Genomic DNA, 15890 nt, shown 5'->3' with positions numbered 1-15890 from the left:
CCTGCGCCACCTGCCCGCCACAACCCACGTACACTGTGGCAGAACGCGGGGTTAGTAGCACTCAACCTGCTGCCATTCAATCTCCATTCGAAACTAAGTGTGGGCAGCCCGAACGCGAGGCAAGGTTGCGAGAGCCATCAGCAGCGTGAGCCAAGTCACACCCATCAGTGAAGACCAGATCCTTGTAGACTTCGAGAACGCCTTCGGTGCCATTGCGACTCCGAAAATGCCGAGATCGGCAATTACGACTACATAGAACGTCAGGTTTCGGTTCTAGTCTGCATGCCCGAAAAACGGATGTGTGCGGATATGGGGCGTTGGGGTATGAATCAACAAGTCCAATGACAGGCCTGTGTTGACTCATCTGTGACCGGAGTAGCTCAATACTGATTCTTAGGTGCCCCCGGAAGTGCCCACTATCCAGTTGCTGGGATGTTGCCCACTTCCGCGCAGACTCGTCCCCCCCCTCTCTCATGCCCTCCTGGAAGGAGACGTCCCTTTCGCCCAAGGTGACCTGGCGGGTCAGAGTATGAATCTCGGCCCCTCCAGGGCGAGTCGTTCCTTGCGGGTCTCGAAATCCGGAAGGAGCTGGCGCAGGGCGCGCCAGAAACGTACCGAGTGGTCGTGGTAGACAAGGTGGCAGAGTTCGTGAGCCACAACGTAATCCACGAGGGACAGGGGCGCCATCGCGATGCGCCAGTTAAAACGGAGGCACCCTCTCGAATCACAGCTCGCCCAGCGCCTGCGCTGGTCCCGGATCAGAACCTCGGGCGGTTCCAGTCCAAGCTTTGGGGCCAGAAGGTGCACGCGGCTTCGGAGTTTGTCCAAGGCGTGCGCGCGATACCAATCCACCAAGGCGCCGCGGATTTCTTCCGCTTGCCTGCGCTTGGGAATTCCCTTTCCAACCTCGACCAAAAAGCGACCGCCGACGAGCTTCACAGAAGTTTCCGAACGCCGACTGCGAATAACCTTGAGGCGATAATTTCGTCCCAAGTAAGAAAAGGACTCCCCGCTGACAAATTCCCTAGCCGCCTGGGCCACTGGAACGCCGGCGCTACGATCCATTCTGGAAACAATCCACCGGGCTTTGCGGCGAACGATCCGGTCCACTTCGACCACGGGAAGACCGTGAGGTGCTCGAACGAGAACCCCTTGTACCGGATCGATCGCAATGCCAACCGTCTTCTGCCGTTTTCCTCGGCGAAGCCGATAGTAAATCCGGGTATTGCCAAACTCGATAGCTCTGGATGCGGTGGCCATCAGCGTGCAAGGCGGACCCGCGCCAGGTCCATCATCTTCGTCGTAAGGTTTTCGAGCGGCATCCCGTCATACCCGGCGGCACGCAGGTGACGTTTGATCCGGCGGCGCATTTCGCGCTGCACGTCCTCCTTCTGCGTCCAATCGATCACGGCCAACAGTTCGAGGGAACCGAGGATTTCCTTCACCAGCTTCACCTGACCGTCCGGCCCAGACACTGCTCCATAGGCAGCCGGTTCTTCGGCGATCTCATCGCCGCCATCGCTCTCATCCCGTTCAGTGGTTTTCAGAAGATCGAGGAACGCCGCCGCGTCGGGAGAAAGCCCGGCTTTCCCTTCTCCTTTTTCACGCCCGCGCATTTTTTCGCGTATCGTCTCCAGGCGGCGCAATTCCTCAGCTGCCTTGAGGCGCCCTTCCCGCCGCTCGCGGATCAGCTCCTCCAGCCGGTCGGAAAGCCTCTGGTAGAAAATCGGATCCCGCTCAATTTGGACGTTGATTTCATGGCGGATCGCGTGCTCCATCCTGCTGGCCTTGGCGTCGGGCGAGCGGAGCTTGGCAACTTCCTCGTCAAAGCGCTTGGAGAAAATATCAACTGGTTCCAAGATCTGACTAATCCCCTCCGCCCGAAGGTACTCCTCGATGAGTTTTTTCACTTTGGCACCGCAACCGGTGAGATCCATGCGCGGATCGATGAACCGCGCCCTGGCAGCGGCCCGCAGCTTCGCAAGCCAATGGAGATCGGCCTTGTAGGCGAGTCCTTCGGGATCGGGCAGAACCATGTCGAGGCTCTGGACGAATTTGCGGAACTCCGCTTCGAATTCCGCACGGCGATCCTCCGGTTCGAGGGCGCGGATGCAGGATTCGAGATCGTCTTTTGGAACCTTCTCGAAGTAGCGCATCACGCGACGATGGCGTTGTTGCAGCCGCGGGAGTTCGTCGCGAATGTCCGTCAGCGTTCCCTGAATGTCCTTGGGATCGAAAATCGCCAGCGCATCCTGGAGTTCCTGGGAAATGCCCCAGTAATCGACCACAAGGCCGTAATCTTTCTCAACTCCGTCTTTGCCCTCGGCGCGGCGGTTCACGCGGGCGATGGCCTGCAACAGGCCGTGCTCTCGCAGCGGCGCGTCCAGGTACATCACCTGTTCCACCGGCGCATCGAAGCCTGTGAGCAGCATGTCGCAGACCACGAGGATCGAGAGGGGATCGTCACGGTTCTTGAACCGCTCGATGAGCACCTTCTGCTCGGTCTTTGTCTTCTTGTGGCGCGTCAGACGCTCGGGGTCGTTGTGGGACGACGACATGATGATCGCAGCCTGAGGCGCGCCGAGTTTCTCCAGCGCCTCCAGATACGTCACCGCCGCGTCGCGCGAGCAGGCCACCACCTGGGCCTTGAAACCGTTGGGATGAATGTGCTTCTCGAAGTGCTCGATCAGATCGAGACAGATGCGCTCGATGCGCTTGGGCGCGCCGGCAATAGCTTCCAAAGTCGCGAAGCGGCTCTTGATCGCCGCGCGCTCGTCTTCGTTCCGATCCTGAAAGATCCGCTCGAAAACCGCGTCCAGTGTCTCCCCTTCCACACGGAGTTCCGGCAGGCGGCTCTCGTAGTAGATCGGCACGGTGGCTCCATCCGCCACGGCCTGCTGGATCGGATAGGTATGGATGTAGGGCCCGAAGACCCGCGCCGTGGAGCGGTCGTTCTTGTCGATGGGCGTGCCGGTGAAGCCGAGAAAACAGGCGTTCGGAAGCGCCTTGCGCATGTTGGCGGCAAGCGACTTGTACTGGGTGCGGTGCGCCTCGTCCACCAGAACGAAAATGTTCGGTTCCTCCGAGAGCGATTCCCCTCGCCCACCTGAAACATCCTGAAATTTTTGAATCGTCGTCATCACAGTGAGACCCGATCCGCCGCGCAGAAGCTCCTGGAGATTCTTCACGCTCTTGGCTCTTTCGGGATTGGGAAAGCCGCACCGGTCGAAGGTCTCGTGAATCTGCGCATCAAGATCGGTCCGGTCCGTCACGATAACGAGCGTAGGATTCTGCAGCGCCTCGATGCGGCGCAGCTTCACCGCGAGCCAGAGCATCGTGAGCGACTTGCCCGAGCCTTGGGTATGCCAGACGATCCCGCCTCGCTTTTCCGGCTCTGGCGCGCCATGAATTCGCTCCAGTGCCTTGTTCACAGCGATGAATTGCTGGTAGCGCGCGAGCTTGCGGATGACTCGTCCGCCTTCGGGCTCGAAAACGGTGAAATTGGCGACGAGGTCCAGCAGCGCAGCGGGAGTAAAGGCGCTCGCCAGCAGGATGTCCTGGGGCGTGGCCTTGCGGCCGAGATCGTCTTCAATCTGATCGCGCGGGAGCGGCCAGGGCTCGCGCCACTCGCCAAAGTGGCGCCCGGGCGTGAGCACCGTGCCGAGCCGCGCGCCCGTTGGCCCCGCCACGGCCGCCAGTACCTGCACCGCCTCGAACGCGCGCGGCACACCCTGTCCGTACCAGGCATCGCCCGCCTCCTGGTAGCGGTCGAGCTGCGTGCTCGCCTGCTCAAACCATTTTTCGCCCAAACCGGCAGCCTTGCACTCGATCACGGCGAGCGGCAGGCCGTTCACAAAGCACACGAGGTCGAAGCGCACCAACTTGCGGGTGCCGATCACCTCGAACTGGCGCGTCACCACGAAGTCGTTGCTTTCGGGCTGCGCAAAGTCGATGAAGCGCACGTCCCGGCCGATGCGCCCTCGCCCGTCGCCGGTGTCCTGCTCCACCGAGAGCGTGTGGACGAGGTGGCGGTGGATCTTCTCATTCGCCTCGATGAGCCCCGTCGCCTGAACATGCGTCACGGCGCGTGCGGCCTTGCGCACGTTTTCCTCTGAAAGCCAGGGATTCAGGCGCCGCAGGGCGCGTTCGAGTCGCGCGTTCAGGATGAGGTCGCGCTCCCCCTCGCGCTCGCCGTCGAGTTCGGCGGCCGGCACGAAGGTCCAGCCCAGATTTTCGAGCAACTCCAGCGCCGGGAGTTCCGATTCCTTCTCTTCGGGCCAGAGCTTCTTCCCAAACCCATAGTCGCCGCGCCGGTATCCCCGCCCCGTCGCCGCAATCTCCCCCGTAGGGGCGGGTTTCAAACCCGCCCCTACGATCTCCGCCGGTTCCTCGCCCAATGCCGCAAGGGTTTCCTCCAGCGATTCGCGCACCGCGTTCGCGATGAATTCCTCGAAACGGGCGGTGCCCCTGGTATGCCCTTCTTCCAGCGCATCGTAGTAGAGCCCCCGGCGTTCGACTTTCAGATAGGCGGGCGGGCAACCCCCGCGCATGAGCAGCAGATTCATGAGGAGCCGCGCTGTGCGGCCGTTGCCGTCGGCGAAGGGGTGGATCGCCACGAGTTTGAAATGCGCCCGGGCCGCCACCAGCACCGGGTGGTCGTCCCAGGCACCGACGGCAGAAACGAATTCCTCCATCAGCGCCGGCACTTTCGCCGGATTGGGAAAGACGTGCTGCGATCCCGCCACGCGAACGCCGGTGCGGCGATAGCGCCCGGCGTCGTCGGCCTGGATGCCGGTGAGGATAAGCCGGTGCAGGTCCAGAATCTCCGCCTCGCTCACGGGCGTCTTCGATTCGGAAAAGCGGTAGAGAAGCCGCATGGCCTCGCGATGGTTCGTGACTTCGAGGATCTCCCGCAGGGGCTTGCCGCTGATCGTGATCCCGTCCAGCAGGACCGCCTTCGTCTCCCCCAGGGTGAGCGTGTTCCCCTCGATTGCGTTGGAATTGTAGGTATGCACCACCTCCCAGTGCGCGCGCAGCTGCGCGAGATCCCGCTCCGAAAGCGGAACCCGCGCCCGCCAGCGGGCGAGCAGCGCGTCGATGCGGGTGAGGGTGGTGGGGAGGGTCATGGCGCATCCTCGTCGGGAAAACGCTCCACCCGGCCGGCATTTGCCGGATTCTCCCGGTCGCCTCCCCACCCGATCGGATTGTTTGCGATGTATTCACGAATCCGAGCCAGATCGTCATCATCACGAACGATGTGTTCGTAGTAATTTCGTTGCCAGACCGGAACGCCCGGCGTGCCCCGCAGCGCGTTGATCCGACGGGCCGAGAACGTCTTGAACGCCCGCACGATTTCGGGCAACCCGTGATGTGTCCCCGTAGGGGCGGGTTTTAAACCCGCCCGGTCCATTTCCACCACGGCATTTTCGGTAGGGGCGGGTTTTAAACCCGCCCCTACGTCGGGATCCGACAAAACAATGATCCCGTGAACATGGTTGGGCATGACAACGAACGCATCCAGGTCCACATGCGGGTAATGCTCCGGCAGACCGTGCCACGCGGCTTCCACCGCGCGTCCGGAATCGCTCAGCCGAACCGTGCCCTCCGCCACCTCACCAAAGAGGCACTCACGCCCGCGCGCGCAGATCGTCAAGAAATACGCGCCGGCCCGCGTGTAATCGTACCCGCGCAACCGGATCGACCGCCGCTGCCGCCTCTGCGCGGACACGCTCATGCCGCACCTCCCAGGGCCCCGGCCAGAAGGGCATCGCGCATCCGGCTTTTCGTTGCGTCTAGACTCTCCCGCGTGCATTCGAGCGCTGGGGTTTGGTTTACACATGCTTCCAAGGTAGAAGCGATTTCTTGTTGTTCGCCTTTGGTGGGAATTGGGACAGGGAAATCTCGAATTAAGACGAGGCTGAGATTCTTCTGGCTTCCATCGTTACTCAATGCCCGGAACCTCAAGTAATTAGCCGCCAAGTAGTGATACAGGTAATCAGCATCAAGGTCCTCGGGTGCTTCAATAACCGCGCATGCTTGATTTGTAGCAGCGGGTTTCCCTAAGCGTGCCACCTTGCCACGCGTTTTGCCTTGTCCATACAACGCCATAAGAATAGCGCCTCGGGGAACAATCTTTGCCGCAGAGTTATCGAGCCCTGTCTGCGTAATCTTCTCTTCAGTGTCTTCAATGATATTGAAATCTATCTCTCCGGTCTTTACCCACAAAATTTTGCCGCCCCAATAAGAAGGATTACCACGGGCGGGCGTTCCGCCAGAAGATAAACCCGCCACATCCCCCAACCTCTTCACCTCCCACTCCGCCGGAATCTTCCCCAGCGGCGAGTCCTTGAACCGCGTGTGCCGGCCCGGAATGCCGCGGGTCAGGAGTTCGTGAGCCAGCGATTTCTTGAACGCGCGGGTGCATTCCAGGACTTCCTCATTGGCGCGGATGGCATCGTCCATCACGCGCAGGGCGTCGGCGATGCGCTTTTGATCAGACATTGGAGGGAGCGGAATGCGATAATCGAGTACGTCGCGGGAACGAATCGCCGCATAGTTGGTCGATCCAACGGCAAATACCTGCCGGTGCAACATCCCCTTGCGGATGCACGCGTCCAGATACCCCAGGTCGCACTTGGCTTGATCGACAGTAAATAGGTAGTAATGACTGCTGACGATGGCTCCTTCAGTCTCAGGTGGCGCAATCCCGAAGCCACCCATCTTGGCATCGATCTCGGCGACTACCAGATCACCCGCGCGCACGACACGTTGTTTTTTTGTCCGCAACTTGTGCCCATGCACCTCATCCCTCAACGCAATCCCCTGATTACGAAGGCGAAGTGTGATCCGTTTATAGACACGTTCATCCCAAACCGTGATGAACTCAGGGCGCTCTTGAACGACCTCACCAAGCCGCACGCGGCGCCAGCCTTTTGAAAGTTTGCGGCTCATCCCTCGAACCCCAGCTCCTTGAGCATCTTGTTCATTTTCTTCTCGGCCTCGTCGCGGCGCTTCTCGGCCTCGCGCAGGGCTTTGAGCGCCTCGCGAACGTCGGGGATTTCTTCTTCCTCGGTCAGGTCCACGTAGCGGGAAATATTGAGGTTGAACGCGTTCTGCGCGATCTCTTCGAGCGGCACGGCGCGGGCGAATTTTTCTTCGTCCTTGAACGCGCGAAAGGCCGCGACGATGCGCGCGATGTCCTGCTCGCGCAGCTTGTTCTGGTTGGGCGCGCTCTCGAATCCCTCGGTCGCGTGGATGAAGAGCACCTTGCCCTTGCGGCCCCTGGGCTTGGCACCTTTGGCGCGCAGGATGAGAATCGCGGCCGGGATGCCCGTGCCATAAAAGAGATTCGGCGGCAGGCCGATGACCGCTTCGAGCAAGTCCTCCTTGAGGATCTCCTCGCGGATTTTCCCCTCGCTCGCCCCGCGGAAGAGGACGCCGTGGGGCATGACGACGCCCATCATGCCTTTGGAGTTCAAACTCGCCACCATGTGCTGCAGAAACGCCATGTCCCCCTTGCTGGCGGGCGGAATGCCGAAACGGAAGCGCCCGTACCTGTCGGCCTCGGCGGCAGTGCGCCCCCATTCCTTGAGACTGAACGGGGGATTGGCAATCACCCGGTCGAAGAGCATGAGTTCGCCCTGTTCGAGGAGTTTGGGCTGGGCGATGGTGTCGCCCTTCTCGATGCGCGCGTCGCGGATGCCGTGGAAGATGAGGTTCATCTTGGCAATGGACCAGGTCCCCAGATTCTTTTCCTGCCCGTAGAGCGAGAGGTTGCGCACATTGCCGCCCGCGCCCTTCACGTGCCGGGCGCACTCAATAAGCATGCCGCCCGAGCCGCAGGTCGGGTCGCAGATGCGCATCCCCTCTTTGGGGTCGAGAAGCTCCACTAGGAGCTTCACGACGCCGTGGGGCGTGTAGAACTCGCCGCCCTTCTTGCCGGCGTCATCGGCAAATTTCTCGATAAGGTATTCGTAGACGTCACCCAGCACGTCCGATTTCGGCAGCGCGTCATTGCGCAGGCTGACTTCCGAGAAATGCAGGATGAGCCGCGCGAGCAGGGTGTCGCGCTGCTTGGCATCACCGAGTCTGTGCTCGTCGTTGAAGTCGATGCCGGCCAGCACGCCTTCGAGCGTGGGGTTGGCTTCTTCAAGGGCCTCGCAGGCCTTGTTCAGGGCGTCGCCGATCTGAGCGGATTTCTTGCGAAGCTCCTCCCAGCGCGCGCGCCTGGGCACAAAGATCGGGTGCTCGTCGGGCTCGTCGTAGGCAAGTTTCTCATCGCCGGTTTCTTTCAGAATGCGCTCGGCCTCTTCGTCGAAGACGTCGGAGGCACGCTTCAAAAACATCATGGCGAAGATAAAGCCCTTGTAGTCGGACGAGTCGATGGAGCCGCGCAGGATGTCAGCGGCCTTCCAGATGTGGCTGAAGAGCTGGGTCGTGGTCATAACTTTCATGAACGGTTTCCCCCGATGTCGGATGACTCCGCGCCGCGCAGAGCATCGGCAACGATCTTTTGCGAAATTCTTGTGCGGAGGCGCGAGGCCAGCAGCGCCTGCTCGCTCTGTTCCCGGCTTGCCCGAAGCAGCTCGGCCAGGCGTTCCTGCTCCGCCATGGGCAGAACGGGCACGGGCACTTCCGTGATAGATTTAAGAGAAATGTTGAGCAGACGCGACCCCGTGGCCCGCGATTCGAGGAGCCAGCGGGTTTCCTCCCCCGAGAGCCAGGCATGGAGGAGTTCGGGCAGGACTTCCCCCCTAGCCCGGATGCCGATGAGGTTCCCCGTCAGGATCGCTCCCGCCCAGCGCGCCGGCACGAGGGCGGTGCGAAAGCCCGCCCCCTTGGTGGCGATGGCCACGTCGCCCGCCCGAAGGTGAAAGCGCCGGTGGCGCCCCAGATCGGGCACCGAAACCCGGCCAAGCCGCCATTCGGGATCCTCGGCCCCCTGGAGGTCCCCCACCTGGACGACCGGCGCAGCCATCCCGGCAAGGGCCCGCTTCCGGTGCAGCGGGAGGCCGGAAAAAAGCTCCGCTAGCTCCCCAAGGGGGCGCCAGGAGGGCTTTTCGGGCTTTTTCAGGGCTTCCAGCAAGTTTTTTTGCCTTCCCGAGAGAGTCCGGGCTCCCGTGTGTTATAATAAGCATAGATGATGATTCGTAAATTACAAGTGCAGTATCAAAATATTATTTTAGGAGAATTGCAGATGAACAAATTACTAAACCTAAGTCCCCCTCTAAACCCCCTTGAGGGCAAGCTGACTGGAGGAAGCCCAGGCGCCGATGTCTACATCGATGTGGACGGGCCCGAATACGACCGCATTTCCGAAGAAATCCAGTCCGGCGCGACCAAAGTCCAATTTGAGGCCACCATCCAGGGCCCCGGGAATCCAGCGCTCGTCTCGCCGAGTTACGCATCCTGCGAACTCGGCGATGTCCCAAGCCTTACCGATGTCGCCGTCACGCCCAGCGGTCTTTTGCCGGTAGGAACTACCGTCACCATTCAAGGGACGCTCTCCCTGTGATTGTCCCTCCTCCGGGTTCGTTTTGTTGAGGTTCCCGGAGAGGTGTGACAGCAGGTGACATATCCAGCTGCCAAAATCTCGGGAGTCCATCGGTGCGCGGTCGATCGGCACCGGTTATTTCGAGGGATTACATGCCAGGCTGGCACCGACAACTGCTTCGCAAACGCCTGATCGCCGAGGGCTGGCGAATTGACGCAGAGTCTTGGGATCCGCCCCACGTCGACGGCAGGTGGGAGATCGCTCACCGGGATTTCGAGCTGACTTACCGCATTGGCTTTTCCAGGCGCCCGCACATGTATCCCTACGGCGCCAATGCCAGGGAGCAATGCTGGCTTGAACATGGACACCGCAAGCCCTTTGGATTGAGCTTCCGGGAAGATGTCGGCTCACTTCCAGGTCGGCTTTGCTGGCTCCAGGATCTCGAAGTGTTCGTCCAGAGCCTGTCGCTGGCATCGGATTGGAATGGACTGAACCAGTGCCCCGTTTGTTTCTGTTTCACGCTCGCGGCACTTGGCCGGTATGACGTCTGCCCTGTCTGCACGTGGGAGGATGATCCCGAGCAAGTCCTTTCCCCGGTATTGAGCGGTGCCAACGCTTGCTGCCTTTTGCTCGCCCGTCACAGCTTTGAACGCCATCGGCGATGCGACCCCCGCGAGAGCTGCCCCGTTCGAGCCCCCCGGCCCAGCGAAACTCCCTCCTCCGCATGGCCGTTCCGGCTGAACCATCTCGTGGCCCGGGCGCGCGACCTGAAGTCGCCAGACTTCAATGCCGACCCTCAAATCGGCGAGACCTATGTGGGTCTTTCCTACGGCAACGGGCGCGCGGAGATTCTTGAAATCGAAAGGCTTCCCAGCGGCGCATGGAGCCGAGTTCGTATCCGCTCTGGGTGGGGCGTCGACTCGGGATTTTCGATAGAGCAACGGGCCCAACTGGCGATGGAACTCGAAGGGAAGTTCACGGAAACGTGGTTCACTCGTTCATGGTGGGAGCAGATGAACCCCATCCGCGAGGATCTGGCATAGCACCCCGGTCACCTCCTTCCAGATTTTCATATCAAGAATCCAAGCCATCGGGTAAAGCCCCCAGGGTTCTCTCCCGCAACGCCCCGATCAGCTTTTCCAGATACTCCGCATACGCCGGTTCGCGCAGTTTTTGTGCGAGCTCCGGTTTGCCCATGATGGCCAGTCCGTCAGCGAGTTGCCGGGCGTCAATGCCCTCGGCAGTGAGTTGCTGCAGCGTTTCGGGTGGATAGGTGGAGGCCAGTTCCCTGGCGAGTCGCTCTGGCGGGATCTGATACGTGATGCAGTGATCGAGGGCATCGCAGAGGATCTCGATCTCCTGGGCGGGGTCCGCTGCTGAGGACGCGCTCTCGGCGTTCTGAACCGGAGCAGTCTGAGCCGCCTGCGCGGGCGCCTGCTGTGCCCCGGCCATCTGGGTGACTTGCTCGGCGAGCCTCTCCTCCCCCACCTGCACGAGATTGGTCAGCAGCCGATTCGCCGCCGCGCTGACACTCTTGCCCAGCTGATCCATGATCGGATTTCCCTGCGGCGCGGCGGGCTGTTCCTGCAACGGAGCGAGAAGGTCGGGGATTGCATCGTCATACGTATCTTCTGAGTCTTCATATGGAGCAAACTGCGGCGTGCTGAGCCCCCGCGCCACTTCCATGATCTCCTTGAGCACACGCACGTTCTCGGTGAGCGTGGGCTGCGCCGATGCGGGCGCGTGAGTCATCCCCTGCGCCATGACCTGCATGAACGTGTTGGTCTGCTGCGCCATCATCGAGATGAGAGCTGTCACCGTTGGATCGGCGCCCTGGGGCTTGGTGGGCTGTCCGGGGAATTTCGATTCGAGGAAGCGCATGAGCGGTTCCATCACGGCCTTGAGCTGATCCCCCTGACCCGAGAGCGTCTGCGGCATCGCGGTCGCGGTCCTGATTTCGTCGCGCATTTCCTTGCGAAGCTGTTCGAGGAGCTGCACAAGATCAACCTGCGGCATATCCTCGCTATCGGGCGGCGGAATTGCGTCGTCGCGGACGTGCTCATAGCCCTCCAAATGGCAATCCCCCTTGCGCAGGAATCTTCCGGCATAACGGAGCTGCCAGCGGTAGAAGCCGTCGCCATAGGCCTCCCCTACGACTTCGGGCACGTCGAGACCATTGTCAATCATCCACTCCTCGATCTGGATCGCCCGCAGGGACTTCCAGCCGATCCCGCGGACATTTCGCTGCACGCAGAGCTTGAGGCGCCCCGCAGTTGCGCCGCCCAGCGATGCGATGATTTCCGAGAGCGTCTGCGCCTCCTCGGCGAGGAGGCTCTTGCGGGAGGGCTTCTCCGTTACGGGTGCGGGTTCCGCCCTCGCCGGTTCGGCTTGGGCCCTGCGTGGCTCTGTATACGCAGGCTCGGGCCCAGGAGTGTAAACTCGGCTTTCCCCATCGGGGTAGATTTCATTCTGGTCGGACATGGCGGATTTCCTTTCGAGCGATGTGCTCGGCCGTAAGCTCGCCATGCGTGTTCGCAAAGGAAAGCTGTGCGCAACTCCTGGATACCGGGAGCTGGAATGATGACGACAGCCTCGAATCGCCACGTGGTAACGAGGATTCAACCGGTGCATCACCACGCGGCAATCTCGTGGCAGCCAAGGGGCCCCGCCCCTATCTCGCCGAGACTGGTACCTCGTGTCTCCCACACGCCAACCGACGCATTATCGGTCACTTGGCCCCCGTCATTGCCCTCCAGCGCCCCTTCCCGTACTATTCGCGGGTCACACCTGCAGCGATTTTTCAGGGGGAGGGTTCCATGCAGATTTCCATCCGTGTCCGTACCTGCGCGCTTGCCGCCGTGTTTGCCTGTCTTCTGGCAACCGGGGCTTTGAGCTGCAAGGGAGAAATCAGGAAAGACGAAAAGAAAGTCGCGGCGAGGTCCGCCCCCACGCAGGTTCCCGATACCGGCCCGAAGGAAGTCTCGACCAGGCCCGCCGTTACCGCGGCACAGGTGCGCCCGTTCTTCCGGCTCATCGGCGAAGAGGGCGTCGTTCCCCACCAGATCGAAATTTCCTTCTCCCAAATCGTGTTCGAGCCCGAGCAGGTGAATCAGGCGGTCTCCGACAAGACCGTTCTTTCCCTCTCGCCCGAGGTCAGCGGAAGGCTGATGCGAACCGGTCCAGCGAGCCTGCTCTTCGAGCCCGAGAAGCCGCTGCCGCCCGCCACCAGGTTCACTGCATCTTTGGAGAAACTCGAAACCAAGGACGGCGTGCTCGAACCGCCCAGTGCCAACGCATGGGACTTCGCGTTCGAGGCACCCGCCTTCCGCCTCGTGCGCGTCTCGCCCCACAAGGTGAACAAGGTCCAGCGCACCCTTCAGGCGGAGCTCGATCTCGTCTTTTCCGCGCCGGTGGATCTGGGAAGCCTGCGGCAATCGAGTCGTTGGCTCATCGACGGTGCGGGCGTAACCGATGTCAGCTACCAGGCGGCGGACCGGCCGAACGTGGCGCGTGTGAAGCTCCGTCCCTCGACGGCGAAGACCCAGGCGCAGGTGCAGTTCGTCATGCAGGATGGCGTCCAGTTGGCAGGCGACCGCTCGGTTAGAGCGCCCGCCACCGAGGAGCGGCTTCTGGTCAAACTCGGCGAAGCACTCACCATCTTCGAAGCCAATCGCAAGGAAGGCGCATCGGGCCACTTCATCGAAGTCGTCTGCGACGACCGCGCGGCCGGCGGCAAGAACTACTACCGCTGGGACAGTATGCGCCGCGACTACATCTACATTTCTGATCGTTGCGTTCTGCGGCCCGAAGACGTGGAGACGGCGGTTCACTTCGACCCGCCGGTACAGGTCAGTGTCTCCGCCACCCGGCGGGGATTCCGGCTGCTGGGCGACTTCGCGCGCGGGAGCTACCGCATGCGCATCGACGCGGGCGCGCGCTCCGAAGACGGCGGCGTGCTGGGTGAGACCTACGAGACGCTGTTTACCGTACCCGAGCGCAGCCCCAGCGTCGCGTTCGGTTCGAAGGGTCGCTACCTGCCCGCCGACAGCTGGGGCAATCTTCCGCTTCGCCATCTCAACGTCGATGAATTGGTGCTCTCCGTGCGCCACGTGGGCGCACAGAATGTCGTCTACTGGCTCAGCGGCGAGAGCGAGCAGACCGATGACCGGACCTCCGATCTCGTGTTGCAGAAGACGCTCCGCGTCTCCGGTCAGCTCGACGAACAGAAAACGAGCTGGATCGATCTGGAGGCGCTGGTTCCAAGTCCCGAGCGCGGTGTTTATGAACTTACCGTCACGGCGAAAGGCAAGCGCGACACCGCCCGGATTGCACTGACGAATCTGAATCTCATCGTCAAGCGAAGCAGCGCCCCCTCGCCCGACGGATGGGGCAAGCACCTCAACGTCTGGGCCATCGACGCCCACACCGCCGCGCCTGCCTCGGGCGCGCGGATCAAGTGGATCACCAAGAGCGGCAGGGCCGTCGCCGAATGCACGAGCGGAGGAGGCGGCGGGTGCGTGCTGGAGGCCGGGCCGGCGGGAGAAGACAAGAGCCCGCCGTTCGCCATCGTGGCCACAAAGGGGAATGACTTCACCTTTCTGAAATTCAGCGAGCTGGAGGTCGATCTCGAAGGCTCGCAGGTGCAGGGCGAGCCATACGAGCGCGCGGCCGCCTATTCCGCGGCTCTCTACAGCGATCGCGGCGTCTACCGTCCGGGCGAGACGGCGCACCTGGTCGGCATCGTGCGCGACAAATCCTACGTCGCCCCGACGGCGGAAATGCCCGTGGAACTCATCCTCACCGATCCGCGAGGCAGAGTCCTGGCACGCCGGGCGCTCAAGACCAACGACGCGGGCATTGTCGCTTACGATCAACAGTTCGCCGACTTCGCAGACACCGGCGCCTACAAGCTCAGCCTGGAGATCGCCAAGACGCAGATCGCGCAGTATGGCTTCAATGTCGAGGAATTTGTTCCCGAACGTATGCGGGTCAAGGTGAAGCCCGGCGAGGGCCCCTATCTCATCAACCAGACCGTGCCCGTCGCAATCGACGCCGAGTACCTCTTCGGTGGCGACGCCGAGGGCAGTCGCTACGAGGTGAGCTGCCAGCTCAAGCCGACGGGTTTCCGGCCGCCGAAAAACACCGAGTTCACCTACGGCGTCTGGAATCCCGAGAAATCGAAACAACGCACGCTGCTGGTCGGCAACCTGACCGGCGTGCTGGGCAAGAAGGGACACGCCGATGCGATCTGCCCCAGCCCCCTGGAAGCGGGCGCTTTCCGCGGACCCGGTGAGATGGTGGCGCGGGCTTCGGTGTTCGAGGCCGGAAGCGGGAGAAGCACCACGGGCACGGCCCGGGTGAGCGTCCATCCCGAGCGCTACTACGTGGGCCTCGCCTCGGGCGCCAAGGCCGTGGGTCCTGGGGCTCCGGTTCAGATTGAAGGGCTGGTCGTGGACTGGAACGGCGAGATCGTTTCCGACATAGAGGAGATTGAGTTTCAGCTCTACCACGTGGAGCAGGAGCTCAACTGGTACCGCGACGATAGTGACGGCTGGTGGAAATACGAACGAATCCAGCGGCTTGTTTCCGAGGGGAAGCAAAAGGTCACGGTGAGCGGCGGGCGATTCAAGGAAACCCTCACCCCTAACTCCCGCGCGGTCGGCTACATCGTGCGCGCCCGGAGCGGCAGGGCCGAGACCGATCTGTATCTTGAAGGTGACTTCGAGGACGACTTCTGGTGGTGGTTCGATGAAGGCCAGGGCATGAGCCGCCGCGACGAAACGCCAAGGCCCCTGCGCCCCAAATCTTTGCCACTGAAGGTACCCGCGCAGATCAAGGTCGGCGAGAAAGCCCAGGCGAACGCGGAGGTTCCCTACCGCGGCCGGATTCTGTTCACCCTGGAAACCGACCACGTCATCGAGTCGCAATGGATGGACGCTGCCACCGGCACGGTGAGCTGGGAGTTCGAGGTCGAGGACTTTGCGCCCAACGTCTACGTCAGCGCCTTCCTGGTAAAGGATCCGCACATTGACTCGAAGGAAGCCTTCCTGCCCGGGCGCGCGTTCGGCGTGCAATCGATCAAGATCGAGCCGGAGGGCTTTGTCGGGACCGTCAGCATTGCCGCGCCCGAGGAAATTCTCCCCAACAGTAAACTCGACGTCAGCGTGGACGTGGGAAGGCTTTCGGAACCCACCTACGTCACCATTGCGGCGGTCGACGAAGGCGTGCTGCAACTGACCAACTTCAAGACGCCCGACCCGCTCTCGCAGATCTTTGCAAACCGGGGCCTGGGGATCGAGACCTTCGAGACCGTCGGCTGGATGCTCTCCCTGCCGCCGGCCGGTCCCTCGCGGGCAAGCGGCGGCGATGCCGAGTCGGCCAAGGCTCCGGGCCGCGT

At 61.9% G+C, this 15890-nt stretch carries 10 protein-coding genes; 3 read left to right on the top strand and 7 right to left on the bottom strand.

Annotated elements, in window-relative coordinates:
* Positions 1-522 precede the first annotated feature (522 nt).
* From KDH09_12845 to KDH09_12820, 6 genes are read right to left on the bottom strand one after another with little or no spacing between them, the layout of a single operon-like run.
* Positions 523-1260: a M48 family metallopeptidase gene (locus KDH09_12845; GenBank protein MCB0220580.1), complete on the bottom strand. Its 738-nt coding sequence runs from the start codon at positions 1258-1260 to the stop codon at positions 523-525.
* Complete coding sequence (locus tag KDH09_12840) at positions 1260-5126, bottom strand: HsdR family type I site-specific deoxyribonuclease (protein MCB0220579.1); 3867 nt, start codon at positions 5124-5126, stop codon at positions 1260-1262. The genes KDH09_12845 and KDH09_12840 overlap by 1 nt, the downstream gene beginning before the upstream one ends.
* Positions 5123-5734 carry a transposase gene (locus KDH09_12835; protein ID MCB0220578.1) on the bottom strand — a complete coding sequence of 204 codons (612 nt, stop codon included), beginning with the start codon at positions 5732-5734 and terminating at the stop codon, positions 5123-5125. The genes KDH09_12840 and KDH09_12835 overlap by 4 nt, the downstream gene beginning before the upstream one ends.
* Positions 5731-6951 (bottom strand): restriction endonuclease subunit S, encoded by a 1221-nt coding sequence (locus KDH09_12830; protein ID MCB0220577.1) that lies wholly within the window; start codon positions 6949-6951, stop codon positions 5731-5733. Before KDH09_12830 ends, KDH09_12835 begins: the two co-directional genes overlap by 4 nt.
* Positions 6948-8453 (bottom strand): SAM-dependent DNA methyltransferase, encoded by a 1506-nt coding sequence (locus KDH09_12825; protein MCB0220576.1) that lies wholly within the window; start codon positions 8451-8453, stop codon positions 6948-6950. Before KDH09_12825 ends, KDH09_12830 begins: the two co-directional genes overlap by 4 nt.
* Complete coding sequence (locus KDH09_12820; GenBank protein MCB0220575.1) at positions 8450-8977, bottom strand: hypothetical protein; 528 nt, start codon at positions 8975-8977, stop codon at positions 8450-8452. The genes KDH09_12825 and KDH09_12820 overlap by 4 nt, the downstream gene beginning before the upstream one ends.
* A gap of 162 nt (positions 8978-9139) precedes the next feature.
* Between KDH09_12820 and KDH09_12815 the strand changes: the two genes are divergently transcribed.
* A complete protein-coding gene (locus KDH09_12815) occupies positions 9140-9514 on the top strand; it encodes a hypothetical protein (GenBank protein ID MCB0220574.1) in 375 nt (124 codons plus the stop codon).
* A gap of 293 nt (positions 9515-9807) precedes the next feature.
* Positions 9808-10536, top strand: a complete 729-nt coding sequence (locus tag KDH09_12810; protein MCB0220573.1) for a hypothetical protein — start codon at positions 9808-9810, stop codon at positions 10534-10536.
* A gap of 31 nt (positions 10537-10567) precedes the next feature.
* On the opposite strand, the gene KDH09_12805 is transcribed toward KDH09_12810, so the two are convergent.
* The gene (locus tag KDH09_12805) at positions 10568-11974 is read right to left on the bottom strand and encodes a hypothetical protein (GenBank protein MCB0220572.1); all 1407 of its coding nucleotides are present in this window, start codon (positions 11972-11974) and stop codon (positions 10568-10570) included.
* Positions 11975-12309: 335 nt separating this feature from the next.
* Here KDH09_12805 and KDH09_12800 point away from each other — a divergent pair.
* Positions 12310-15890 (top strand): hypothetical protein (locus KDH09_12800; GenBank protein MCB0220571.1); only part of this gene is annotated, 3581 nt, incomplete at its 3' end.

The sequence above is a fragment of the Chrysiogenia bacterium genome (assembly GCA_020434085.1).
GTDB lineage: Bacteria > JAGRBM01 > JAGRBM01 > JAGRBM01 > JAGRBM01 > JAGRBM01.
Note: the sequence above shows the minus strand (reverse complement) of the source record. Positions and strands in the feature narration are given on the sequence as shown.

What these genes read in the sequence shown, in the direction of transcription:
- KDH09_12845 (MCB0220580.1), bottom strand. Translation starts at nt 1,260, where the DNA reads ATGGCCACCGCATCCAGAGCTATCGAGTTTGGCAATACCCGGATTTAC.
- KDH09_12840 (MCB0220579.1), bottom strand. Translation starts at nt 5,126, where the DNA reads ATGACCCTCCCCACCACCCTCACCCGCATCGACGCGCTGCTCGCCCGC.
- KDH09_12835 (MCB0220578.1), bottom strand. Translation starts at nt 5,734, where the DNA reads ATGAGCGTGTCCGCGCAGAGGCGGCAGCGGCGGTCGATCCGGTTGCGC.
- KDH09_12830 (MCB0220577.1), bottom strand. Translation starts at nt 6,951, where the DNA reads ATGAGCCGCAAACTTTCAAAAGGCTGGCGCCGCGTGCGGCTTGGTGAG.
- KDH09_12825 (MCB0220576.1), bottom strand. Translation starts at nt 8,453, where the DNA reads ATGAAAGTTATGACCACGACCCAGCTCTTCAGCCACATCTGGAAGGCC.
- KDH09_12820 (MCB0220575.1), bottom strand. Translation starts at nt 8,977, where the DNA reads ATGGCTGCGCCGGTCGTCCAGGTGGGGGACCTCCAGGGGGCCGAGGAT.
- KDH09_12815 (MCB0220574.1), top strand. Translation starts at nt 9,140, where the DNA reads ATGATGATTCGTAAATTACAAGTGCAGTATCAAAATATTATTTTAGGA.
- KDH09_12810 (MCB0220573.1), top strand. Translation starts at nt 9,808, where the DNA reads ATGTATCCCTACGGCGCCAATGCCAGGGAGCAATGCTGGCTTGAACAT.
- KDH09_12805 (MCB0220572.1), bottom strand. Translation starts at nt 11,974, where the DNA reads ATGTCCGACCAGAATGAAATCTACCCCGATGGGGAAAGCCGAGTTTAC.